Here is a 21,324-nt window from a genome sequence, read left to right as displayed (position 1 = left end):
GTCCCACTTCTGGCGACGAGAAGTTCTAGCCGGGGCGACCTCTCGCATCCACTGGCAGGGACGGCTAGGTGAGACGACGATTTTGGTGTTGTCGCTCGCGACCGTGAACTGTTAGCAGAGATGCGGAGTGTTCGTTTCGGGGGCTGTGAGAATCAGTAGCGGTAGCGGACTTGCAGGATCAGTAGGTCGTTGCCTTCGACTCTGTATACGAGGCGGTGCTCGCTGTCGATCCGCCGCGACCACGCTTCGATCTCGTAACGGAGCTTCTCAGGCTTGCCGATGCCTGTGTACGGGTCGTCGCGGCAGATATCGTCGACGAGTTTGTTGATTCGCTTGAGCATGGCGCGGTCGGCGTTCTGCCAGTGGCAGTAGTCGTCCCACGCCTGAGGGGCGAAGACGATGTTCAAGCGCGATCGAGCTCCTGCGTGACACCGCGACCGGCGCGTAGCGCGTTGTCGGCGTCGCGAAGGCGCTGTGCGTTGGTCGGAGAGCGCAGCAGGTACGCAGTCTCCTGCAGTGCCTCGTACTCGGTCAGCGACATCAAGACGGCCGAGCCACCCTTCGAGGTGATCTCCACGGGAGTCGCGTCGTCGTTGACTTGCTGAATAAGTGGGAAGAGGCTCTTGCGGGCCTCTGATGCGGTGATGGCCATCTCGGCCCCCCTCTGTTGACTGGTACCAGATATGGTACGTGCCGGGGCGGGTTAAGTCAATGGCCGTCTCGACATCTCTCTCGTTGAGGGTCCGGGCCACTCGGCGCGCCCCTGGCAGCCTCGCGGCGCATGGGGCTCGGCTACTTCCCTCAACGAGAAATTGCTTGGTAAGATCCGACTACCTAGGTGTGGAGCGCGGACCCAAAAGGGGGCGTCGAGGTGTCACGGAGAAATCGCCTTGCTGTTGCATTCGCTGTGGCACTCGTCGCATGTGGTGCCACAGCGGCAGGTCTCCACGCGGGGGCTCCGGAAACGCTGAAATGCCAGTTCGAGCAAACCGAGGTAAATGGGCCCGGGCTGGAGCGAGTGGTGTACGTAATGCCAAACTGCGGCTAATTGGTGTGCCTCGTGAACCTAGATCGTGACAGAGCAAACACACAGGCGGAAACTCTCACGCGCCAAGGCGTCGGAGCTGGGCTTCCCGTTGTTGAGAGTCATTCGGTCACGGAACGCGGTCGAGTTCCGCTTCAACGTGTAGGGAGTCCTTGGTTGAGCGTGTCAAATATCCGAGAGTTCGTAACTCGTTCCGTCGTCGACCGACTGGTGTTGATTGTGGTGCTCGCATTCGTCGCGGTGAGCGCGTTGACTGGATGCTCCCCACTTGATCCCGACGACCAACCTGGAGATACTTTTCCCATGAGCGAACTCGTTGTTGAGGTGCACGTGCCCCTTGTCCCCGGGGAGGGCGTGCCGGAGGACGAGTATCAGTACCCATGGATAGACACCGTGTACGACTTCGTCATGGAATTGGACGGCGAGCACGGCGAGATGTACGACGACGGCGAGGAACTCGGTGACGAGTATGTGTTCTTCGTATCTGGTGCCACCGAGGATGAGTTGGTCGGCCTCGCGAGGGAGATCGCAGCGCTGCCCGGCGTACCGGACGGTGTCTTTGCCGTTGTGACGGACAGTGACTCCGAAGAGATGGGCACTGGCCGCGTGGTGAAGCTGTGATCCGGACGTCGATCTAAGTGAGTGGTAGTGCCCAAGGCGGCCGCGGCCGGTGATTTCAGGCTGCGCGTTGGTGAGGTACTCGCCAATGGGCTATCCCCGGCGAAAGACTCTCTCCGGTGCGCGGGTAGTCTCGTTCGATGAGTGCTTCACCACAGTTCACAGTTGCCTTCCACGGTCGCTTCGCCCAGGAGCTTCCGGAATTGGGGACCCCCTGGGAGGCGCAAGCGGTTCGCGATCCGGAGCTGCTGGTTCTCAACGAGCCCCTGGCTGCAGTGATGGGCCTCGACCCATCGGCACTGCAAGGTACTGACGGGCTGCTCCTATTGACCGGCAACCTCCTCCCCGAGGGCGCCGCCCCGGTTGCGCAGGTCTACGCAGGACATCAGTTCGGCCATTACTCTCCTCGGCTAGGTGACGGGCGCGCGTTGCTGTTAGGTGAAATCACCGATGGCGACGGACGACTTCGGGACGTTCACCTGAAGGGATCTGGGCGAACCCCCTTCGCCCGGGGTGGCGATGGTCAAGCGGCAGTGGGGCCGATGCTGCGCGAGTACATTCTCAGCGAGGCCATGCACGCCTTGGGTGTCCCCACCACGCGGTCCCTCGCGGTGACGAGCACGGGGAGGCCCGTTTATCGTGAGACGGAACTCCCGGGAGCTGTGCTGACGCGGGTGGCTAGCAGCCATCTACGCGTTGGGACCTTCCAGTACGCGCGAGCCACAGGCGACACCGAGCTGCTGCGCAGACTCGCAGATCATGCCATCGACCGTCACTACCCAGCTGCGGCAAAGGCCGAGAATCCCTACCTCGAATTGCTCGAGGACGTCGTCACTGCTCAGGCGTCGCTGGTGTCTCAATGGATGCTGGCTGGCTTTGTCCACGGGGTGATGAACACCGACAACATGACCATCTCGGGAGAGACCATCGACTACGGGCCCTGTGCGTTCATGGACGCCTTTGATCCCTCTACGGTCTACAGCTCAATCGACCAGGCAGGGCGTTACGCCTACGGCAACCAGCCAGCCGCGGCCGAGTGGAACCTCGCCCGTCTCGCAGAGGCACTGCTGCCCCTCCTTCACGAGGATGAGCAGCAAGCGGTAGAGATTGCCACCGATGCACTCGAAGGCTTCGCGGCCGATTACGCGGCCGCTTGGTCGAGAGGCGCGAAGGCGAAGCTTGGGCTCGCTCACGACGTCGACAATGTAACCGCGTCCGTCCTCGCGCGGGAGCTGTTGGTATTGCTCGAGGAACACCACGTAGACCTCACGTTGCTCTTCCGCCACCTCGGCGCCGCCGCCTCCGGTTCAGCTGAGCAGGCACGGTCCCTTTTCGGGGACGCGGCAAGTTTCGATGACTGGATGCAGCGCTGGCTGATACTTGGGCCCGACGGCGAGTTGATGAGCCAGGTCAACCCCATCTATATCCCTCGTAACCACCTCGTCGAAGAGGCGCTCGCGTCGGCTACCGAGGGTGATCTCGCCCCCTTGCATCAGCTTCTGAACGCGGTCACCCGCCCCTACGAGGAGCGCCCGGGACTAGAGCGCTATGCCGCGCCGGCTCCCGCCGACTTTGGTGCCTACCGAACCTTCTGTGGAACCTGAAGCCCATCCTCGCAGGCATCTCCGGGGGAACTGAGCGTGGAGGTGAGGGGGCCGCATCGTCGTGGTGTCCACGCTGTGCGCTGCTCTCCGCTCCAGCGCGTGTGATCAGTGCTTAGATGACTAAAGGAAGCTCCACGCGCGGAGCCTCTGACGTTGGAGCCGTGACATGGCAGTCACGGTCAAATCGATAGGGGACACCCGCCGATGAGCATGGAGAGTTCAAACCCTCGCCGCTGGCCCTATTGGCTCGTGGGCGCAGTACTGACGCTCGTTGCGTTGGGGCTGTTCGCGAAGGGATGGTTCGCGATCTCACCGGACGACGTGGCCTATCTCGAGGCTGGAGGTTTGGGTAGCAATGTCCCCGACCCTTGGCCGTGGATCATCGCCGCAGCCGTGACCGCTTGCATGGGATTTGCCCTTCTCCTGAGGAATGAGCTCACGCGCTCCCCGGCGCGCTAGGGACTTCCAACGTGAAGCGGTGAGCGGTCGATCTCGTGGAGCCCAAATGCCGGTCGGATGTTGCAGTGGCATCGGGTGTGAATACTCCGGCACTACCAAGGAGGTAAGCATGGTTGATCGTGAGACTTTCAGTCGCAACTGGATGAAGCTGGTAGTCGGCCCCTTGCTGCTGGTGACCGGAATCGGGGTGATGATCGCATCGGGGTACCGGGCTGACAGTACTGGCGGTATTTCTGATGACGCCGCCGTCGGCGCTTGGGCGTGGTTTTTTGTTGGAGTGCTTGCCGCCGCATGGTCAGGAGTCTTGTGGTTCCAAGAGGCGCCTCGGCAACGTTCCCTGATAGTGGTAGCTGGGTACTTGGCCGCGGTACTGGGCGGGATCGGCTTGGCTCTTTTGTGGTGGGGGGTCGCTGGCTAGCGTCGCGGAGCAGGTGCGTTGACCACATGCGGTGATGAGCCGCAACGACTGGAGATGGGGGAGCGGAATTCGCGTGTCTGGAATATGTCAACTTCCCAGACGACGCGGCGCTTAGGGAAATGAGTCCGGAAACAGCCTTCGGGGTTCCTGACCGCCGAATCGGTTCTGATGGGCGGATACGTGAACTGCAGCTACGACGACAGGGGCGACGAGGCGCGGCCGTGGAACGCCGCGGCGATAGCTGAGCCCTTCGGCGACGGCGCGGCACGCTATTCGGGCTGGCAGCCGTTGCAAGCCAAACGTTGTTTCCTCGTGGCCTTGAGGCCATGTCTCGCGACTCCTGTTGCTCGATAATACGTTCTAACGTATCGTCGGTCTCATGGCTAACGATGAAGAACTACTTGACCTCAAGCGTGAGGTACATGCGCTCACGCTTAGGGTTGCCTCGTTGGAAAGCGGCGGGCCAAAGGGCAAACGGGAACCGCCTGCTTCTCCCGGGTCTGTGGCGCATCCGGGCGACGAACTTTGGGCTCTGGAAGGGCTGAGGGCGAGGTTGCCGGATCATCCTTCCACTGCGGGCGGAGCGGTGATGCTCTTGGGGGCGGTGACGCTGCCCACCGGTGCGCCCGTGGTTTGGCAGCAGTCGGCGGGCAGTGCAGGGATGTTCGAGACGGAATGGAATGATCGCGCATCGGCCCTGGCGGCGCTCGGCCACCCGGTGCGACTGGAGCTGCTTCGGCATGTCCTCTCTGGAATTGATTCCACTGCTGAACTCGCGGCACTAGAAGCGCTGGGCACCACCGGCCAGTTGCATCATCATCTGCGCCAACTGCTGTCATTGGGGTGGCTCAAGCAGGCTGGGCGCGGTAGCTACGAAGTGCCCGCCAGCCGGGTGGTGCCTCTGTTGTCTTGTCTCGTGGCGGTCGGTGGCTAATGGAACTCCTCCTTCGCTATTACCGCGTTCGCGGTGTTGTTTCCCTCGCCGCTATCGCGGCTTTGCTCATTGGCGCTGCGCGCCCACTAGTGCCTGCGGGGGCGCTGAGCGATGTTCTCGCTTTGCTTTCGTTGCTCGGGCTCGTGGTGGCGTTGTCGTTGCTTGCGACGATCCCAATAGCGGTCAGGCACCTTCCGGTACGGGATCAGATCTCAGTGACTTCCCCCGTGACCGGAAGGTGGTTGGCCCTGAATAGTCCGATCGACAAGGTGCCGAGTCACGGTGTCCGAGCCTATGGGCAGGCGTACGCAATCGACGTCGTCTACGACCCAGCAGATCAGCAACGGCCGATGTTCGGCACGGGTGGCGCGATGCGACGGCCAACGGAATACCCCGCGTTCGGTCGGCCCGTGCGGGCCATGATCGACGGCGAAGTGGTGACGGCTCTCGACGCATTGCGGGATCACCGAGCCAGGTCCACCTGGTTGGGCGTGATCTACATGATGGTCGAGGGGGCCTTTCGGGAACTTGGCGGGCCGCGATTCATCATCGGCAACCACATCACTATTCGCAGTGATGACGGCGCCTACGCTCTCGTGGCGCACCTCCAGAGAGGCTCCTCGTTGGTCTCCAAGGGGGAGAGAGTGAGGGCGGGGCAGACCATTGCCGCTTGTGGAAACTCCGGAAATACGAGCGAGCCACATGTGCACGCTCAGTTGATGGACCGCCGCTCGGCGTGGACCGGTCAAGGCGTTCCGATTGTCTTCGCCGGGGTGCAGATCGGAGAATCTAATGATCTCCAGGACGGATTGCCCAGCAACAGCGAATATCTAATCGTCGAGTAGGCACGCTCTGGCCCGCACTTCGGACTGAGCGGTGTCGAGCGGGTCCACGGGTGCGTTTCGCGGGCTCGGGCTCCCTTGGCCGGCACGTATTGACGTGGCGGAGTCCGCCGACGGATCCTGTAGGAATGAGAATTCTCGAGTTCGACGGCGTTTCATTGGCGGTAGACGAGTTCGGCGACGAAGGTTCCCCTCCGGTCTTGCTCATCGCCGGGGCCACTCAATCCATGGATTGGTGGACACCGGACTTTTGCGAACTCGTCGCGGCGGAAGGGCTCTACGTCATCCGTTACGACCAGCGGGATACTGGGCAGTCGACGTTAAGCACGCCAGGCAGTCCGGAATACACGGGCGCAGAATTGGCGAATGATCCTATTCGAATCCTTGATGCGCTCGGCGTCAACGCGGCGCACCTCGTGGGGCTGTCGATGGGTGGCGGTATCGCCCAGTACCTTGGCGCCCACTCGCCCTCACGTGTTCGAACGCTCACGCTCATCGAGTCGTCACCGATCGGAGGAGGTGCGGGTGTACTGCCACCGCCTGACTCGACCCTGGCCACAGCCGAGAGCGAGCTCCCCTCAGTCGTCGACTGGACCGACTGCGCAGCAGTCGTCGCCTACCGCGTCGAGGCGGAGCGTCCCTATAGCGGCTCGCTCGGCTTTGATGAAGACCGCGTGCGTGCCATCGCGGCTGTCGAGTTCGGTCGCACCAATAGCATGGAGTCTTCGATGCGGAATCATTTCGTTGTTGCGGACGACGTCAACGCGGAAATTTCTGCGATCACGATGCCGACCCTCGTCATCCACGGAGACTCGGACCCGCTCTTTGCTCTGCCGCACGGGGAGGCGCTCGCTCGCCTCATTCCTCGGGCTACGCTGCTGCGGGTCGGCGGAATGGGGCACGAGGCGCCGCCGCCGCAGGTGTGGGACAGCGTCGTTCCGGCGCTTGTCGACCACGTGCTGGGACATGGCTGAGGAATCTCATTGTGCACGACAGGCGACCATCTGTTAGCTGGGACGGTCGACTCGTTCCGCACTCCCTCGAGACGTGGCACTCGCAATAGGTCAGCGGGTACTGTATGGTCATCGCATGCTGACCATTAACTCTCGCATCGACGTCATGAACCGGATCGGTCGAGCCCTGGCCGATCCCTCGCGTGCACGGATTCTACTGTCACTCCTGGCCGGCCCTGGCTACACCTCTCAGTTGGCTCGGGACCTGGATCTCACGCGCAGTAACGTGTCGAACCACCTGTCCTGTTTACGGGGATGCGGAATAGTGGTCGCCGAGGCCGAGGGTAGACAGACTCGATACGAAATTGCGGATCCGCACATTGCCAAGGCACTGAATGCGCTCATCGACGTCACTCTGGCTGTTGACGAGGAGGCCTCCTGCGGCGATCCGAGTTGTTCGCTGGTGGGCTGCTGCGACACCACGGCAGCGCTGTGACGGTCACGACGGAGCACCCTGAGCGTCAGGCCGTTTTACGCCGACGCATCCGGATCGTGGTGGCAATTACGATCACCTGGAACGTCATCGAGGCCGTCATCGCCCTCGCCGCGGGCAAGGCCGCCTCGTCGGCGGCGCTGATCGGTTTCGGCCTGGACTCCATCGTGGAGGTGCTGTCGGCGGCTGCCGTGGCCTGGCAGTTCGCCGCCCCGGACCCGCAGAAGAGGGAGAAGGTCGCGCTGCGCGTCATCGCGGTGTCGTTCTTCGCGCTGGCGGCTTATGTAAGTGTGGACGCGGTCCTGTCGTTGACGGGATTGCGTGAGCCGGAGCATTCCTCGGTGGGCATCGTACTTGCCGCGCTGAGCCTGGCTGTGATGCCGTTTCTCAGTTGGTTCGAGCGACGTACTGGCCGCGAACTCGGGTCGGCCTCCGCGATTGCGGACTCGAAGCAGACACTGATCTGCGCCTATCTCAGCGCCGCGCTGCTGGTGGGGCTATTGCTGAACAGCCTGCTCGGCTGGGCATGGGCGGACTCGGTCGCGGCGCTCGTCATCGCGGTCTTCGCTGTTCGCGAGGGCCGCGAAGCCTGGCGAGGGAATGCTTGCTGCGCCACGCCTGTGGCGACGCTCACAGGTGAGGGCGTCAGCGAGCCCTGCGCGGACGACTGCTGCTCGGCCCACTGACAGCTACGGAGTCCGCCTGCGCTGCTTGGCGGGACTCCGTAGCTAGCGCGAAGCCGATGAGCCTCGACACGGTCCGGATCACGGCGTAGCGGTCGGCCACTGCAGCGCCGATGCGCTCCAGAAGTCCCGGGGGCTCTGGTCGATCGGGTCGGTAAAGCGCAGGCGACGGGCCACGAGTTGCAACGGCGCGCTGAAGTCGTCCGGCGCGACGTCCATGACGCAGGGGTAGAGCGAGTCGCCCAGAATTGGCAGCCCCAAGTTAGACATCTGCAGGCGCAGCTGATGGTTCTTGCCAGTGACGGGGGAGAGCCGGTACCGCGCGAACTGTCCGCGAACCTCCACAATTTCCACGAAAGTCTTTGCGTTGGGTTCTCCCGGCACGAGCTCGGCCTGAAGGCTGCCCCGCCGTTTCTCGATGCGACCGACGAGTGTGCGGGGGAACTCGAGCGACGGGTCGAAGGGGGCCAGAGCCTCGTAGGTCTTGAGCGCGCTGTGCGACTGGAAGACCCCGGCGTATGCGCCGCGGTACTCGCGCCGGGCGCTGAACAGGAGGACGCCGGCGGTGAGGCGGTCCAGCCGATGCGCGGGGGCCAACTCCGGCAAGTCCAACAAAAGGCGCGCCTTGACCAGCGCGGTTTCCTGCACGTGGATCCCGCGAGGGGTGGTGGCCATGAAGTGAGGCTTGTCGATCGCCACGAAGCGCTCGTTGACCTCAAGGATCTTGATGAGGAAAGGCACCGCCGTCTCCGGCTCCAGCGGCCGGTGGAACCACACGAACGTGTGGGGTCGGTACTCCTCGTCCCCCACCCAGGCGCGCCCCGCCTGGTCGACGAACTCGCCGGCGTCAAGCATCTGGGCGACGAGCGCCTTGGCGGGCAGGCGGGCCAGGAGGAAGTCACGCATCGTCGCCCACTGCGGCGCATCGTCCGCGTTAAAGTCTGGGGTGCGCAGCCACGCTGCGTCGAGTCCGTGGCGCTGGGGAAGCGGGGAGCGCGGCGGCATCAGACGGCCGCGCCGTCCAGGAAAGGGGTCACGATGAGCATCGTACGGCCGGTGCGGGCCCGGCCGACGCATCGGGCCTGCAGGCACACGGCTCGATGCGTCACGGCATTACGCCGCTACGCCGCTACGGCAGTGTCTCGCAGGCCTTGCCGTCGCCGTCGGCGTCGAGCCGCGCAAAGTCGCCGTATGCCGGGTAGTACTTGAGGAACCAGGCCTGGGCTTGGGCGTGCGTGGCGAAGTCCGCGCAGTCCCTGTCCGCAGGCAATGACGGGGTGGAGGGAGCGGAGGGCTTTGGCGGTGAGCAATTGGTCGACGTCAGCGGAGTCCCCTTGCCGGTGTCGTACCGGTAGACGAACGCGGCCATGGCTTCGCGAGTGATGGCGTCGGTCGGCTTGAACTCGCGGCATCCGTAACCCGCGTCGTATCCGGTGGTAATGCCCTCGTTCGCGAGCCAGTCGATCTCGTCGTAGAACTTCGCTGATCGCGACACGTCTGTGAACAGGACGCTATCGCCACGCCAGTTGGTGTCGCCGGCGGCACGGTTGAGGAACGCAGCCATGGCCTCGCGAGAAATGGCGATGTCCGGACGGAAAGTGCCGTCCGCCCAGCCAGTCGAGATGCCGGTCTTCGCGAGCCACACGATTTCCTTGTAGAACTTGTCGGAACTCTTGACGTCCTTGAAGGGTGACTTAGACGGGAGGCTCACCTTGGGGGATCCCTCGAGGCGGTACAGGAAAGCGGCGAAGGCCTCCCTGGTGACCGCCGACTTGGGCCGGAAGGTGCCGTCCGAGTACCCGGTCGTGATGCCCTGGGCCGAGAGCCATGAGATCTCGGTGCGGAACTGGTGTGACGACGGAACGTCGCTGAACTTCTTGCCTGCCGCGCTGGCGGGAGGCATCGCAATGAGGCTTGCCATGACGGCAAGCACGATGGCTACGAGAGCACCGCGCGCGAACTTAAGGTGTTGCGGGCGGGCGTGGGTGAGCGCAGGCATATTCATTCGATTCCCTCAGGCTGGTTGTTCTCCACCGCTCAGCTGCGGCAGCGGTGTGAGTCTAGCAGGGAGTATCGCAGGAATGCCTGGTATTCGGCCGATGCGGTGCCCGCCGCGGCGGTGCCGGGCAAGCAGCGCGTGCTGCTTGGGGGAAGCGCCGCCAAGAGGATTTGCCGGCGCAGCCGAGTCTCAGTGACTCACGCCGAAGGCGGCCCCGATGGTGGAGTCGTCGGACAGTGCTCCCAGGATGCACGCCGCCAGATCGCCCCGCGTGACGGCGCCTTGCAGTTTGCCCTCCTCGCCAACCCTCAGCGCGGTCCACGTTCCCGTGGATTCCTTGTCCGTGAGGCTGGTTGGCCGGAGAATCGTCCAGTCGAGCCGCGAGCTCATGACCGCTGACTCCTGCTCGTTGTGGTCGGCCAGGGCCTTAGCCAGCAGCAGCTTGACGACGGGGCGCGCGAGCGCAGACAGTTGAGAGTCAGAGTCTCCCGCTCCCAGCGACGATTGGATGACGAGCCTGCTGACGCCGGCCGCTTCCATGGCTTCAATGACCGTCTTGGTGACGGCCGTCCGCTGGTGCGCCGCTGCCTTTGCGCCGCCTACCGTGACGACCACGGCATCGGCTCCCGTGACGGCCTCGACGACGACGGCGGGGTGCGTGGCGTCGCCTGCGATTGCCCGCGCGCCGTCGGGGGCGCCGCCCGAACGCGAGAGCACGGTGACCTCGTGACCCGCCTCAAGGGCGAGAGTCGCGACGCGGGCTCCGGTTCCCTTTGAGCCGCCGATGATGGTGATCTTCACTGGGTCCTCCCGATGCTGCGTGGCGATGAATTGCACTGCTGGATTTCATCCTAGGCCAGCGCCTACGGGGAGATTACGGGGTGAGCGCGTGCGGGTAGACCGCCTCGCGGCCCTGGAAACTCAGGATGTCCGCATTCTTGATCACTCCGCCGTTGATCTCTATTGCGCGAGAGATGGTGGAGTCCTTCGCCCAGGCGGAGGGTCCCTCCAGGACCGTGCGTAGAAACGGAAGAATCGCCGCGCTGATCTCCCACGTGGCCGAGTTCCACAGGTACGACGGGGTGTGGTCGACGGCGTAGTAGTAGACGCCCTGGCCGACGGTGAACATCGGCTCGTCGAAGGTCGTTGGCTTGGCCCAGTCGAAGCCCATTGCCTCGTCGCACGATACGTCGACGATCAGGCTTCCCGGCGAGAACAGTTCCAGATCCTCGGTGCGCACGTAGGTGATGGGTGCGGTCACGTCCTGAAGCGTGCAGTTCACCACGATGTCGTGCGAGGCCAGGAACTCGGGGAGCAACACCTTGCCGTCCTCCGTGAGGACTTCGCTGAGGTACGCAGCGCCCCCGTCGGTGTTGAGCTGCGTGATGTTCGCAGAGTGCATCGGCGACCCGACGGCGGCGACTCCGCGTTGCGTGAGGACCTGGATGTCGTAGATCCCCTGCGCCTTGAGCGCGGTGACCGCGCCGCGAGCAGTCGCGCCAAACCCGATCACCGCAGCGCTCAGTCGTGGTCCGTAGATGCCGGTCAATCCGGTCAGACTCATGGCGTGCATCACGGAGCAGTAGCCGGCGAGCTCGTTGTTCTGGTGGAACACGTGCAGGTTAAAGTCGCCGCCGGAGGTCCAGTGATTCATCGCCTCGAAGGCGATCAGCGTGAGCCGATTGTCGATCGCCGTCTGCGTCACCGCGGGATCCTGCACGCAGTGCGGCCATCCCCAGAGGACGCGGCCGGCGGGAAGTTCGGCCACGTCGGCGGCTTGCGGCTTGGGCAGCAGCAGCACATCGGCGTCCGCGATCACCGCGGAGCGCTCCGCGACCCTACCCACGCGCGCCTCGACGTAGCCGGGCGCTAGTTGAAACTCGGCGCCGTACCCCCGCTCGACGATCATGCGCGCCCGCACATCCGCATCGATCCGGTCCAGGTGGTGGGGGTGAATGGGTAGCCGGTGCTCGTTCTCCATGGAGGAGTTCGCGAGCAGGCCCAGTGTGAGTAGGCCGCTTTCACCCGACGGAATGTCCGTCGGCGAGGTGGGAGTGGCAAAGGAAGAATGATTCGTGCCGGACATCCGGACTCCCGCTATTGGGGAACCAGAAGTAGCTCCTTCGCTGAGTGTACGCCGCGCTCACCCGGCCAGCATTTGGTCCGTATAGCGAGCGCCAGCGCGGCGCCGGCCGAGGGGGTTCCGGGAGCGAAACTACGACACATCGGCGGGGGAGATCTCTATGGTGGTGTCGGCGACAACGGAGGGCAAGGTCCCTGTGTAGTGGCCCGATTCGTCCAACCCCTTTCCCGAGACCTGGCTGAACCACACCTGGGCCACCACCATGCTCCCCAGGGTGATTGCGACGATCGCCATCGTCGCGCCAAAGAGCGCGTTCACGGCAGCGCGCTCGCGGTGGCGTCGCAGGTACGCGTAGACCAAGGCGGATATGGCGATGACCGCGACCGTGAGAAAGACCTGCGCGCTCGGGCCGAGCGTGAGGTTGACGCACATCGGCGCGGAGTCGGTAGGGGCGCCCGCGGCATCGATGTACTCGCCGCTGGCGTTGGCGCCTCCAAGGCACCAGCTTCTACTTGCCGTGGTGCCAGCCGCGTAGAACACCGTGCACATGACTGTTGCCCAGAACAGCCATCCCGCTCGTGAACGGACCAGCGGGGATGTCCGGGGTGCATTCTCGATTTCCGTGGTTCCATCTGTCATTGCGTGAATCTCCGTTCCACATGAACCGTCGCGGGTGAGGGTGACACTGCCGGGGTGGGGTTCGGTCAACTAGCGAGGCACCGCGACCGTGACGGTCTCGCCGCCGAAGCCGTTCGCCTGATCGCGACCCTCGACCACTACCTCGTCGATCTCAGCAGGAATGGTGAAGGCGCTGCTCGTGCGCGTGAAGGGCTGCTCGCTGGCGTGGTCGTGGCCCAGTTGGTGCTCGGCCAGCACCTCGCCGCTTGGCGACAGGACCCGCCACCCGTCCGCGTAGCGATCGGCGGTGTCGTACGGGGACGAGATGGTGACCGCGACGGTGAAGCCATCCCCGCTGGGGCTGAGCTCCGCCGCGAGGACATCGGGAAACTGTTGCTCGGCGGCGGTGGCGTTGTCGGGATCGGCCGTGGTGCTCGAGGAGGGTATGCCGCTGGGGGACGGCGCTGAGACCGTGCTCTGGGCCTCCGTCGAGGGCTGGGAACAGGCGGCTAATAGACCCAGGCTGAGCCCGATCACGGCCGCGGAAAACACTTGACGTCTCATGCTTCCTGACGCTACCAGCCTCCCTCGGTGACGGTCGCGGCGCATCGCTAAGCGAACCCGTGTGGGGTCGCCACCACAACTAGCGGCAGCCAACGGGCGCGATAAAACCGGGCAAGCCCAGGAGTAGATTGGTTGCTGCGCAGCCAGCGCCCCGACCTGAAAGTGACCCCATGCCTGACGCTTTGCCGCTCTGCCCCGCCTGCTCCAGTGACCTCGCCTACGAGATGGGTGCCCTGTTGGTGTGCCCGATGTGCGGGCACGAGTGGTCGCCGAGCGAGGCCGATGCTGCGGCCGCGGCCGAGCAGGAGGCGTCCGTCATCAAGGATGCGTTCGGCACGCCCCTCGCCGATGGCGACACCGTGAGCATCGTCAAGGACCTCAAGGTCAAGGGCAGCCCCACGTCGATCAAGGTCGGCACGAAGGTGCGCAACATCCGCCTCGTCGACGGCGTTGGCGACCACGACATCGACTGCAAGGTGGATGGCTTCGGTCAGATGCAGCTCAAGTCCAGCGTGGTCAAGAAGGTCTAGCCACCCGTTTTCCGACGGTGATCGTGTTGCCGATCACCGTCGGAAAGTACGGATAAACAAACAGCGGCGCGAGCACGCTACCTGCGCTGCGGTGTCCGCCGGGCCTTACGCGATCGGGCCCACCGGGATAGCGACGCTCGCTGCACCAGCGGCGTCCTTGTCCGTCAGCCCCGTAATGACGGGTTCCTTCGACTTGAACCAGTCGAGGAAGAAGAGGATCGCGCCGAACACTACGAGGTACGACAGCAGCACGATGAGCGGCTGCGTGGTGCCGTTGCCGCCAAAGTAGATGGTGTTCCTCAGCAGCAGGAAGTCGTTGCGGGGCGGCAGGTACGTACCAACCTGGTTCCAGAAGCCGGTCAGGTAGGCGGCGCCGTTTGATCCGCCCGACGAGGGGTTGCCGAACTGCAGAATGACAATCAAGGTAACGACCACCCCCAGGGGTCCCAAGACCCGTCTGAGCACCGCGGTGAAGGTCGCCACCACCAGGATGATGAGAGTCATGATCGCCCACGCGATAAGGAACGAGTTGGTGGGAATGCCCTGGAGCCAGAAGGTGACGGCCGAGGAGACCATGAGCGCGGTGACCACCGAGAATCCGATGAGCCACAGCCCGCGCCAGCGCCCGGAGGCGGAACCCACCGTGTTGGTAAGCATCGAAGCGGACATGTAGCCGGCAACGAGGAGCGCCGTCAACGTGGTGGCCAGCACCAGCGCGTACGGGTCCTTGGGGGCGAGCGCGGTCGGGGTGACCGCCTTCACGGTGATCGTTTCGCCGGACGCGGTTGCCGCGGCCTTGATCTGGTTGGCGAGGTCCAGCGGCGCGATGTCGCTCAGCGTCGGCACGACCATCAGTTCCGCGGGAGAGCTGGTGGAGATAAAAGCCCCGTAGATCTCGCCGCGGTCGATGGCGTCCGTGGCCGCCTGCTCGTCGGAATAGGTGATGACGTCGAGTGAGAGCAGTGGGCCCTGTGCGGCATCAATGATGTCGGATGAGCCGACAACTCCGAACGGCATGTTGAGGGCGATGGGCTCGTGACCCGAACTCGTGTAGTTGAGCGCGAAGAACCCGGTCAGGATGAACGCGAGCACGGCGGGAACGAGGACGACCTTGCGGTCGTAACCGCCAGACTTCGGCGCGGCCGCGGGGGCATCCGCAGCAGCGGGGGCCGAAGCGTCCGCGTCCACAGCCGTGGTGGTCACCGCGGAATCGTCGGCGTCCAAGGTCGCGCTAGCAGCAATCGCGGCAGCCGTGTCGCGGCGAGTCTTGACGAGGATGATGGCCAGGCCGAGCACCGCGTACAGGGACAGCACCGCGATGGGCAAGATGATGTTATTGCCGCCGAAGTACAGGATGTTGCGGTAGAGCTCGACCGCGTGGCGCGGCGGGAACAGGTTGCCGAGCGCCTGCCAGTAGGTGGGCAGCAGCGCGATGCCACCGCCGCCAGCCCCCGCTCCGCCGATGATGATGAAGAGCAGGGCCGCAAGAAGGGATCCGGCAGAGCCGAAGATTGCTTGCAGCGCCACCGCCGAGAAGCCGACCGCGAGGGCGACAAGGAAGAAGGCGGGAATCAGCGCAAGAGTGTCCGACACCGGAATCGCGTTGAGCACTGGGGCTGCGATCACCCAGGTCGTGACGGCGATCATCGCGGAGAAGCCAACAATGTAGGCGATACGGCGTTGGGTCGTTGCCGACTTGGTGGCCGAGTAAAGCAGCGATGCGATCAGGTAGCCAGCCATCAGGGTGGGCAGCAGAAGCAGACCGACCATGCCGCCGGTCCGGTCCGCCAGGGGTAGCGGGGCTATAGCGGTGGTGGTGAACTCCTGGCTCACGCTCTGGGCAGCCTTCTCGAACCCGGCCACCACCAGGATCTCGCCGAAGAAGCTCTTGGCGGGGACCGTGATCAAGGTGTCGGAGTCGGTACCAACGATGTAGCCGCCGTAGAGGTCGCCTCGCTCGGCGGCGGCCTTCAGATCGGACTCGCTGTCGTACGTGATGATGTCGAGGTCGTAGTCCTTCTGCACCGCTTCCACGACGGGAGAGGACTCCGTGATGCCGAAAGGCATGTCGCGCGGGAAGAGTAGTTGGACGGCGCTGACGAGGGCCACGGCGAAGATGGTGATCAGGACGGCGACGACGCCGAGCGCGATCATGGGCTTCTTAATCATTAGGTGGACCTCTCCAGTATTTTTCACGATTCTAGCGACACAGAGGGCGTTGGGGGGTGCCTCGACAATTGTCGTGGTCTCCGGGGCGGAGACTGGCCCGTACGCCCCGGCCAGGGGGTCGAGCTGCCGGTCGTTGGCGAGCGTGTGCTCGGCTTACTTGCGCCATTCGGCCGAACGGGTCGCTACGGTCAGAATGTAGACGTGTTGCGCTGCAACGAAGAACGGCGCCTTACCCCCCCCCGTCAGTGGAGGGCAAAGCGCCGTTCTCGTCTTCTTTTTACTGGTGCGTCGAGCGACGGCTCCTGATGAGCACAAAGCCGCCGGCCACCAGCGCGAACGCGATGACGGCCAGACCGCCAGTCGCGGCGCCGGTCTCGGCCAGTTCGGCGCTGCTACCGCTATCGGTCTCGGGGGTGGCCGGAGTGGGCGTCGGGGTCGGGGTCGGGGTCGGCGTCGGGGTCGGGTCGACCGCCACGGCGATGCCGAACGCCATGGTGTCGCACACGGAGTCGTCGTCTGACTCGTCCGACTCGTCGGACTCAAAGGGGAACGTGGCGCAGGCCTTGACGTTCCACGTGTCTCCATCGGCCGCGGTGGCCGCGACGTTGATGGGCGCAACCATGGTGACTTGGTCTCCCGCGGCTGCTGGAGTCCAGGTGCAGATATAGGAGGTGCCTGAGTTGTATAGCGAGCAATCGGTGAGCGTGGCGTCCACGCTAGTAGGCGCCGTCAGCGTGCCGTTGCCATCCGTGCCGTCGAGGTGGACGGTAACCCAGAACGGCCCCGTCGTCGTGGCCGTGAAGGTGGCCGTCGCCGTTGCGGTCGTGCCTGGTTCCGTGGTGGAGGGGTCAGTCTCGATTTGTGGAACGGCCCCACCGATGACGTAGAGGTATCCATCGATTTTATTGTCTTCTACCTCTGCGGAGGAAGAAGCGCGGATCCTATACTCGCCGAAGGAGTTATCCGCGGGAACGTGCAGGGTGGCAGTCATCGTCAGCATTTCGCCGGCGGCGGAGGGCGACCAGTCGCAGATTGCTGCGTCATCGCTAGGAGATGGGGCACATGCCGCAACACCAGCAGCGGCGTCCGATTGGACGTCCGTAAAGGTGATGCCGGTGGGATACGGCGTCCATCCTTCAATATAGATTTGCGTTCCGTCGGTGACATCGCCAGCGGACGCCGTAAACATCGTGGTGACCGTGATTGACTCGCCTGGAACGACAGTGCCCGAGCTGAAGGTGAGGTCGTCTGCCGTCGCGGCGGATGACGGCAGTGCGGCGAGCGGTACGAGCACAAGGCTGCCAGCGAGCGCGAGCGCCCCGATTCGTGTGATCTTCATGTTGTCCATTCTCCTTAGGGCGCGTGAAAACAGCTGCTTTGGCATCGCGGCTAGCACTACCCTAGGCGGTAACGGTCGCTTGAGTCCACTACGGGCCCGCCAGTTGGCCCGAGGCGGCACTCAGGTGCGGCCATTGTCGAACTGGTTGCCTAGCTCGCGGCTCTCTTCACGAGCGCGGTGATGGCCTTCGCCTCGGCGTCCCCGATCGCGATAATTGCGTAGCTGGTGGGCCACATCGATCCGTCGTCGATATTCGCGGCGTCCTCGAAGCCCAGCGTGCAGAAGCGCGACTTGAACTTCGCCGCGTCCTTGAAGAAGCACACCACCTTGCCGTCGGCATCGGTGTATGCGGGCATCCCGTACCAGGTCTTCGGCGACAGGTCGGGCGCGGTGGCGGTGACGATGGCGTGCACCTTTTGTGCGAGAACCCGGTCGGCGGGCTCCATGGACGCGATCTTGTCTAGGCAGGTCTGCAGGTCCGCGGCCTTCGACGCAGCGCCTTTTGCTTGCTTCGCCTCGCGACGGGCCTCGGCCGCGCGTTCCTTCATCGCGGCCTTCTCGTCGTCGGAGAAGCCGCCTTTCTTTGTGCCCGAAGTCTCCATATGGACAGTCAATCACTCGCGTAAGCGGCACGCACGATCTCCGCAGCATCGGCAGGCAGCACTGGTGGTCGCCCGATGCGGCGGCGGGTCACTCGGGCGCGCCTACGGGAGAGTCGTCGCCGGTGATGTGCCCGCGCTCATCCGAGTGGTCGATGGGCGGGTGGCGCACCAACAGGACGACAAGCGCGACGAGGACGAGCGACGTGATCGCGATGGGAATGGGTAGCACGGGGTCAAGGAGGACCAGGAGGGCGGCGGACGGCACGGCGATGTTCACCGTGCGGTCAGCGCTCTCGCGCAACGCGATCCACCAGATCGCGAGAATGAAGATGGCGATCGGCACCGCAATCACGAGCGAAGCGGCCACTTCGCTCATCGAGGTTTCGCCGGTGATGGCATCGATCTCGACCTCTACCCCGACGGACACCGTGGCTGCGGCCGCGAGCACTATGTAGTGTCCGTAGCCGTACCTGAGCGAGCGGGCCAAGGTGCCGATCTCGCGATGATGGGGTGGCCAGAAGTAGATCCACCACAGCGAGGCGGTAACGACGAGCGTCAGCACCGCGAGCGCTATCAGCTCGGTCAGAGCTTCGCCGGCATGGAGGGCTTCGATGATGGCGTTCGCGGACGCGAGCAGGCTCTCTCCCAGCACGATGATGGTGAAGAGGCCGTAGCGCTCCGTGATGTGATGCGGGTGCCAAGGTGTGGATGCCTGGCGCTCGGCCACGACTGGCACCGCGAGCTCCGCGGCAATCAACACGAGCACTACTGCAACTGACCAGGGAGACTGCGGCACAAGCAGCCAGAGCACCCACAACACCTGCGTCGCGCCGATTCCGATCGCGTAGATGAACGTGGTCTCGCGCAGTTCACCTGCGCGCCGCGACGCGCGTAGCCACAGCGCGACCATGCTGATGCGCATCACCACGTAACCCGAGACGAGCAAGGCGTAGTTCTGCTCGGAGAACGCGAGATCGATGCCGGCGGCGAGAACCAGCACCCCTCCCATTTGGATGAACGTGAGTACCCGGTAGAGCCAGTCGTCGTTCGCAAAAGAGGTGGCGAACCACGTGAAGTTCATCCATCCCCACCAGATCGCGAAGAACGCGAAGAGGTAGGTTTGCAGGCCCGAGACGCCGTGACCCTCGGCAATAGCGTGGTGCAGGTTCGACGCGGCGACGCTCACGGCGACCACAAACACCAGGTCGAAGAACAGCTCTAGTGGCGCCGCACCGCGGTTTTCCTCGTCCGCGTCGCGCGGCACCATGGCGGTGAGTCTAAAGCGCAGCGGTGGTCCATCGGCCATGCCCACATATTACGTTCCGGGTCGCCGTGGCGCTGGCCGAGAATCGTTGGTGTCGCTGCCTCAGACGGTGAAGAAGTGGGGCCGCGCGCTCGCTAGCTCACGCCTGAACTCCTGCGGCGAACGTTTGCCAGGCGATCCTGCATGAGGTGATGCTCGACGTGCAACGCTTCGGGCACGCGCGGCCCCATGCTGTCGATGTAGTTGGCGGTGTCGCGCGCCTCCGCGCGCAGTGAGTCGCCGTCCAGGGCGAAGAGTTCACCCCAGGCGCCGCGGTCGATGCCGGCGGCCTCGTAGTCGATCTGGCCGTCGCGCGGCACGGAACCGAACGGGCTCGCGTCCGCGGGCACCTCGCCGTGCGCGCGGGCGAGGATCCACTCGAGCACGCGCGAGTTCTCCGAGAATCCCGGCCACAGGAACGTTCCCTCGGCGCCCTTGCGGAACCAGTTGACCTGGAAGATCGGCGGGGGAGTGGCGGTCGCCGCGAGCGTCGCGCCCAGGTCCAGCCAGTGCTGCCAGTGGTCCGCCATGTTGAGCCCGGCGAAGGGCAGCATCGCGAAGGGATCTCGGCGGAGCTCCCCGAGGGTGCCCTCCGCGGCCGCGGTTCGCTCCGACGCCAGGGTGGCGCCGATGTAGACCCCGTGCTTCCAGTCGCGGGCCTGCGCCACGAGCGGGATGTTGGATGCGCGCCGGCCGCCAAAGATGATGGCGTCCACCACGACGCCCTCGGGCGCCTCCCAGTCGTCGGCGATCGTGGGGCACTGCGCTGCGGAGACGGCGAAGCGCGAGTTGGGGTGCGCGGCCGGCGTGGTGGACTCGGGGGTCCAGTCGGCGCCCCTCCAGTCGATCAGGTGCGCGGGCGTCTCCTGGGTGAGGCCCTCCCACCACACGTCGCCCTCGTCCGTCAGCGCCACGTTCGTGAAGATCGTGTCGTGAGTCAGGGTCTCGATCGCGATGGGGTTGGTGTCGACGCTGGTGCCGGGGGCCACTCCAAAGAACCCCGCCTCGGGGTTGATCGCGCGCAGCTGGCCCTGGGAATTGGGGGCGAGCCACGCGATGTCGTCGCCGATGGTCTCCACCTTCATACCGGCCACGCTGGGCGTCATCATCGCGAAGTTGGTTTTGCCGCACGCGCTGGGGAAGGCGGCGGCGACGTGGGAAACGGTGCCCTTGGCATCGGTCACCTTGAGGAGCAGCATGTGGGCGGCCATCCAGCCCTCGGAGCGCGACAGCGTGGACGCGATGCGCAGGGCGAACGCCTTCTTGGCGAGGATCGCATTGCCCCCGTACGAGGAGCCGTAGGACCATATTTCGCGCGTCTCGGGGAAGTGGACGATGTACTTGGTGGGGTTGCAGGGCCACGCCACGTCGGCCTCGTCGGTGGCGAGGGGTGCGCCAACCGAGTGCACGGCGGGCACCCAGGGGGTGTTCTCGGAGATGCGGGCGAGCGCGGCTGAACCCATGCGCGTCATGATGCCGGTGCTCGCCACTACATAGGGAGAGTCAGTGACCTGGACGCCGTAGCGTGCCAGGGGGCTGCCCACCGGCCCCATCGCGAACGGCACCACGTACATGGTGCGCCCGCGCATCGACCCGGCGAAGACGTCCCGCATTGTCTCGCGCATCTGCGCGGGCTCGACCCAGTTGTTGGTGGGTCCCGCGTCGGCCTCGTCTGCGGGGCAAACGAAGGTGCGTGACTCAACGCGCGCCACGTCGTCCGGGTTGGACCGCGCGAGGTAGGACCCGGGGCGCAGTTCGGGGTTCAGTTGGGTCAGCGTGCCGCTTGCGACCATGCCGTCGAGGAGTTGCTGTCGCTCCGACTGCGAGCCGTCGCACCAGTGAATGGCGTCCGGCTCGGTGAGCTCCGCGATGCGCTCGACCCAGGCCACAACGGAGGGGGTGGCGGTGCGTGGTGCGCGGTGCAACGTGAGGGCGGTGACGTCGGTGGCGGTCATGGGGACTCCTTGGCTCGCTGGGGAATTCGCTCTTATATGGAACGCTACGGCGAAATTTGCGTCGACCTATGGCAGTCTGTAACGAAAGAATGGTAATTCTTTAGATTGCGAGA

At 64.6% G+C, this 21,324-nt stretch carries 23 protein-coding genes; 10 read left to right on the top strand and 13 right to left on the bottom strand.

Annotated elements, in window-relative coordinates:
- Positions 1-152 precede the first annotated feature (152 nt).
- Together ACQU6B_RS10755 and ACQU6B_RS10750 are read right to left on the bottom strand one after the other, a co-directional pair.
- Complete coding sequence (locus tag ACQU6B_RS10755) at positions 153-407, bottom strand: Txe/YoeB family addiction module toxin (protein ID WP_430867549.1); 255 nt, start codon at positions 405-407, stop codon at positions 153-155.
- Positions 404-652 carry a type II toxin-antitoxin system Phd/YefM family antitoxin gene (locus ACQU6B_RS10750; RefSeq protein WP_430867548.1) on the bottom strand — a complete coding sequence of 83 codons (249 nt, stop codon included), beginning with the start codon at positions 650-652 and terminating at the stop codon, positions 404-406. The genes ACQU6B_RS10755 and ACQU6B_RS10750 overlap by 4 nt, the downstream gene beginning before the upstream one ends.
- A gap of 696 nt (positions 653-1,348) precedes the next feature.
- On the opposite strand from ACQU6B_RS10750, the gene ACQU6B_RS10745 reads away from it, so the two are divergent.
- The 9 genes from ACQU6B_RS10745 to ACQU6B_RS10705 all read left to right on the top strand — a co-directional run bounded on the left by ACQU6B_RS10745 (position 1,349) and on the right by ACQU6B_RS10705 (position 8,052).
- A complete protein-coding gene (locus ACQU6B_RS10745) occupies positions 1,349-1,666 on the top strand; it encodes a glutamyl-tRNA amidotransferase (RefSeq protein WP_430867547.1) in 318 nt (105 codons plus the stop codon).
- Positions 1,667-1,803: 137 nt separating this feature from the next.
- Positions 1,804-3,267 (top strand): protein adenylyltransferase SelO, encoded by a 1,464-nt coding sequence (locus tag ACQU6B_RS10740; protein WP_430867546.1) that lies wholly within the window; start codon positions 1,804-1,806, stop codon positions 3,265-3,267.
- Between the two features lie 204 nt (positions 3,268-3,471).
- Positions 3,472-3,726 carry a hypothetical protein gene (locus ACQU6B_RS10735; protein ID WP_430867545.1) on the top strand — a complete coding sequence of 85 codons (255 nt, stop codon included), beginning with the start codon at positions 3,472-3,474 and terminating at the stop codon, positions 3,724-3,726.
- Between the two features lie 109 nt (positions 3,727-3,835).
- Entirely contained in the window at positions 3,836-4,144 is a 309-nt protein-coding gene (locus ACQU6B_RS10730; protein WP_430867544.1) for a hypothetical protein, read from the top strand.
- 379 nt (positions 4,145-4,523) lie between these two features.
- A complete protein-coding gene (locus ACQU6B_RS10725; RefSeq protein ID WP_430867543.1) occupies positions 4,524-5,078 on the top strand; it encodes an ArsR/SmtB family transcription factor in 555 nt (184 codons plus the stop codon).
- Complete coding sequence (locus ACQU6B_RS10720) at positions 5,078-5,923, top strand: M23 family metallopeptidase (protein ID WP_430867542.1); 846 nt, start codon at positions 5,078-5,080, stop codon at positions 5,921-5,923. Before ACQU6B_RS10725 ends, ACQU6B_RS10720 begins: the two co-directional genes overlap by 1 nt.
- Before the next feature lie 125 nt (positions 5,924-6,048).
- On the top strand, positions 6,049-6,894 hold the full coding sequence (locus ACQU6B_RS10715; RefSeq protein ID WP_430867541.1) for an alpha/beta fold hydrolase: 846 nt from the start codon (positions 6,049-6,051) through the stop codon (positions 6,892-6,894).
- A gap of 115 nt (positions 6,895-7,009) precedes the next feature.
- Positions 7,010-7,369, top strand: coding sequence for a Cd(II)/Pb(II)-sensing metalloregulatory transcriptional regulator CmtR (gene cmtR, locus ACQU6B_RS10710; protein ID WP_430867540.1), 360 nt, complete (start codon positions 7,010-7,012; stop codon positions 7,367-7,369).
- Entirely contained in the window at positions 7,366-8,052 is a 687-nt protein-coding gene (locus ACQU6B_RS10705; RefSeq protein WP_430867539.1) for a cation transporter, read from the top strand. The genes cmtR and ACQU6B_RS10705 overlap by 4 nt, the downstream gene beginning before the upstream one ends.
- 78 nt (positions 8,053-8,130) lie before the next feature.
- Here the strand turns inward: ACQU6B_RS10705 and ACQU6B_RS10700 are convergent, their stop codons facing one another.
- From ACQU6B_RS10700 to ACQU6B_RS10675, 6 genes are all read right to left on the bottom strand, one after another.
- Complete coding sequence (locus tag ACQU6B_RS10700; RefSeq protein ID WP_430867538.1) at positions 8,131-9,054, bottom strand: pseudouridine synthase; 924 nt, start codon at positions 9,052-9,054, stop codon at positions 8,131-8,133.
- 124 nt (positions 9,055-9,178) lie between these two features.
- Positions 9,179-10,054 carry an S-layer homology domain-containing protein gene (locus tag ACQU6B_RS10695; RefSeq protein WP_430867537.1) on the bottom strand — a complete coding sequence of 292 codons (876 nt, stop codon included), beginning with the start codon at positions 10,052-10,054 and terminating at the stop codon, positions 9,179-9,181.
- A 183-nt stretch (positions 10,055-10,237) separates the two neighbouring features.
- Positions 10,238-10,885, bottom strand: coding sequence for an NAD(P)-dependent oxidoreductase (locus ACQU6B_RS10690; RefSeq protein ID WP_430867536.1), 648 nt, complete (start codon positions 10,883-10,885; stop codon positions 10,238-10,240).
- A gap of 37 nt (positions 10,886-10,922) precedes the next feature.
- The gene (locus ACQU6B_RS10685; protein WP_430867535.1) at positions 10,923-12,134 is read right to left on the bottom strand and encodes a N(5)-(carboxyethyl)ornithine synthase; all 1,212 of its coding nucleotides are present in this window, start codon (positions 12,132-12,134) and stop codon (positions 10,923-10,925) included.
- A 129-nt stretch (positions 12,135-12,263) separates the two neighbouring features.
- A complete protein-coding gene (locus tag ACQU6B_RS10680; protein ID WP_430867534.1) occupies positions 12,264-12,770 on the bottom strand; it encodes a hypothetical protein in 507 nt (168 codons plus the stop codon).
- Positions 12,771-12,839: 69 nt separating this feature from the next.
- Positions 12,840-13,313: a hypothetical protein gene (locus ACQU6B_RS10675; RefSeq protein ID WP_430867533.1), complete on the bottom strand. Its 474-nt coding sequence runs from the start codon at positions 13,311-13,313 to the stop codon at positions 12,840-12,842.
- A gap of 170 nt (positions 13,314-13,483) precedes the next feature.
- Between ACQU6B_RS10675 and ACQU6B_RS10670 the strand changes: the two genes are divergently transcribed.
- Positions 13,484-13,843 carry a zinc ribbon domain-containing protein YjdM gene (locus tag ACQU6B_RS10670; protein ID WP_430867532.1) on the top strand — a complete coding sequence of 120 codons (360 nt, stop codon included), beginning with the start codon at positions 13,484-13,486 and terminating at the stop codon, positions 13,841-13,843.
- 105 nt (positions 13,844-13,948) lie between these two features.
- Here the strand turns inward: ACQU6B_RS10670 and ACQU6B_RS10665 are convergent, their stop codons facing one another.
- The 5 genes from ACQU6B_RS10665 to ACQU6B_RS10645 form a co-directional block, all read right to left on the bottom strand.
- Positions 13,949-16,012 (bottom strand): hypothetical protein, encoded by a 2,064-nt coding sequence (locus tag ACQU6B_RS10665; protein WP_430867531.1) that lies wholly within the window; start codon positions 16,010-16,012, stop codon positions 13,949-13,951.
- Positions 16,013-16,289: 277 nt separating this feature from the next.
- On the bottom strand, positions 16,290-17,351 hold the full coding sequence (locus ACQU6B_RS10660; RefSeq protein ID WP_430867530.1) for a hypothetical protein: 1,062 nt from the start codon (positions 17,349-17,351) through the stop codon (positions 16,290-16,292).
- 149 nt (positions 17,352-17,500) lie between these two features.
- Positions 17,501-17,953, bottom strand: coding sequence for an iron chaperone (locus ACQU6B_RS10655; protein WP_430867529.1), 453 nt, complete (start codon positions 17,951-17,953; stop codon positions 17,501-17,503).
- Between the two features lie 88 nt (positions 17,954-18,041).
- Complete coding sequence (locus ACQU6B_RS10650) at positions 18,042-19,259, bottom strand: low temperature requirement protein A (protein ID WP_430867528.1); 1,218 nt, start codon at positions 19,257-19,259, stop codon at positions 18,042-18,044.
- A 92-nt stretch (positions 19,260-19,351) separates the two neighbouring features.
- Positions 19,352-21,211, bottom strand: coding sequence for a phosphoenolpyruvate carboxykinase (GTP) (locus ACQU6B_RS10645; RefSeq protein WP_430867527.1), 1,860 nt, complete (start codon positions 21,209-21,211; stop codon positions 19,352-19,354).
- Between the last annotated feature and the right edge of the window lie 113 nt (positions 21,212-21,324).

This window comes from Demequina aurantiaca (assembly GCF_050598105.1).
Classification (GTDB): domain Bacteria; phylum Actinomycetota; class Actinomycetes; order Actinomycetales; family Demequinaceae; genus Demequina; species Demequina aurantiaca_A.
This window is presented reverse-complemented; position numbering and strand designations above follow the sequence as displayed.

What these genes read in the sequence shown, in the direction of transcription:
- ACQU6B_RS10685 (WP_430867535.1), bottom strand. Translation starts at nt 12,134, where the DNA reads ATGTCCGGCACGAATCATTCTTCCTTTGCCACTCCCACCTCGCCGACG.
- ACQU6B_RS10715 (WP_430867541.1), top strand. Translation starts at nt 6,049, where the DNA reads ATGAGAATTCTCGAGTTCGACGGCGTTTCATTGGCGGTAGACGAGTTC.
- ACQU6B_RS10720 (WP_430867542.1), top strand. Translation starts at nt 5,078, where the DNA reads ATGGAACTCCTCCTTCGCTATTACCGCGTTCGCGGTGTTGTTTCCCTC.
- ACQU6B_RS10675 (WP_430867533.1), bottom strand. Translation starts at nt 13,313, where the DNA reads ATGAGACGTCAAGTGTTTTCCGCGGCCGTGATCGGGCTCAGCCTGGGT.
- ACQU6B_RS10700 (WP_430867538.1), bottom strand. Translation starts at nt 9,054, where the DNA reads ATGCCGCCGCGCTCCCCGCTTCCCCAGCGCCACGGACTCGACGCAGCG.
- ACQU6B_RS10670 (WP_430867532.1), top strand. Translation starts at nt 13,484, where the DNA reads ATGCCTGACGCTTTGCCGCTCTGCCCCGCCTGCTCCAGTGACCTCGCC.
- ACQU6B_RS10695 (WP_430867537.1), bottom strand. Translation starts at nt 10,054, where the DNA reads ATGAATATGCCTGCGCTCACCCACGCCCGCCCGCAACACCTTAAGTTC.
- ACQU6B_RS10660 (WP_430867530.1), bottom strand. Translation starts at nt 17,351, where the DNA reads ATGAAGATCACACGAATCGGGGCGCTCGCGCTCGCTGGCAGCCTTGTG.
- ACQU6B_RS10680 (WP_430867534.1), bottom strand. Translation starts at nt 12,770, where the DNA reads ATGACAGATGGAACCACGGAAATCGAGAATGCACCCCGGACATCCCCG.
- ACQU6B_RS10750 (WP_430867548.1), bottom strand. Translation starts at nt 652, where the DNA reads ATGGCCATCACCGCATCAGAGGCCCGCAAGAGCCTCTTCCCACTTATT.
- ACQU6B_RS10725 (WP_430867543.1), top strand. Translation starts at nt 4,524, where the DNA reads ATGGCTAACGATGAAGAACTACTTGACCTCAAGCGTGAGGTACATGCG.
- ACQU6B_RS10645 (WP_430867527.1), bottom strand. Translation starts at nt 21,211, where the DNA reads ATGACCGCCACCGACGTCACCGCCCTCACGTTGCACCGCGCACCACGC.
- ACQU6B_RS10745 (WP_430867547.1), top strand. Translation starts at nt 1,349, where the DNA reads ATGAGCGAACTCGTTGTTGAGGTGCACGTGCCCCTTGTCCCCGGGGAG.
- ACQU6B_RS10665 (WP_430867531.1), bottom strand. Translation starts at nt 16,012, where the DNA reads ATGATTAAGAAGCCCATGATCGCGCTCGGCGTCGTCGCCGTCCTGATC.
- ACQU6B_RS10730 (WP_430867544.1), top strand. Translation starts at nt 3,836, where the DNA reads ATGGTTGATCGTGAGACTTTCAGTCGCAACTGGATGAAGCTGGTAGTC.
- ACQU6B_RS10735 (WP_430867545.1), top strand. Translation starts at nt 3,472, where the DNA reads ATGAGCATGGAGAGTTCAAACCCTCGCCGCTGGCCCTATTGGCTCGTG.
- ACQU6B_RS10650 (WP_430867528.1), bottom strand. Translation starts at nt 19,259, where the DNA reads ATGGCCGATGGACCACCGCTGCGCTTTAGACTCACCGCCATGGTGCCG.
- ACQU6B_RS10655 (WP_430867529.1), bottom strand. Translation starts at nt 17,953, where the DNA reads ATGGAGACTTCGGGCACAAAGAAAGGCGGCTTCTCCGACGACGAGAAG.
- ACQU6B_RS10740 (WP_430867546.1), top strand. Translation starts at nt 1,804, where the DNA reads ATGAGTGCTTCACCACAGTTCACAGTTGCCTTCCACGGTCGCTTCGCC.
- cmtR (WP_430867540.1), top strand. Translation starts at nt 7,010, where the DNA reads ATGCTGACCATTAACTCTCGCATCGACGTCATGAACCGGATCGGTCGA.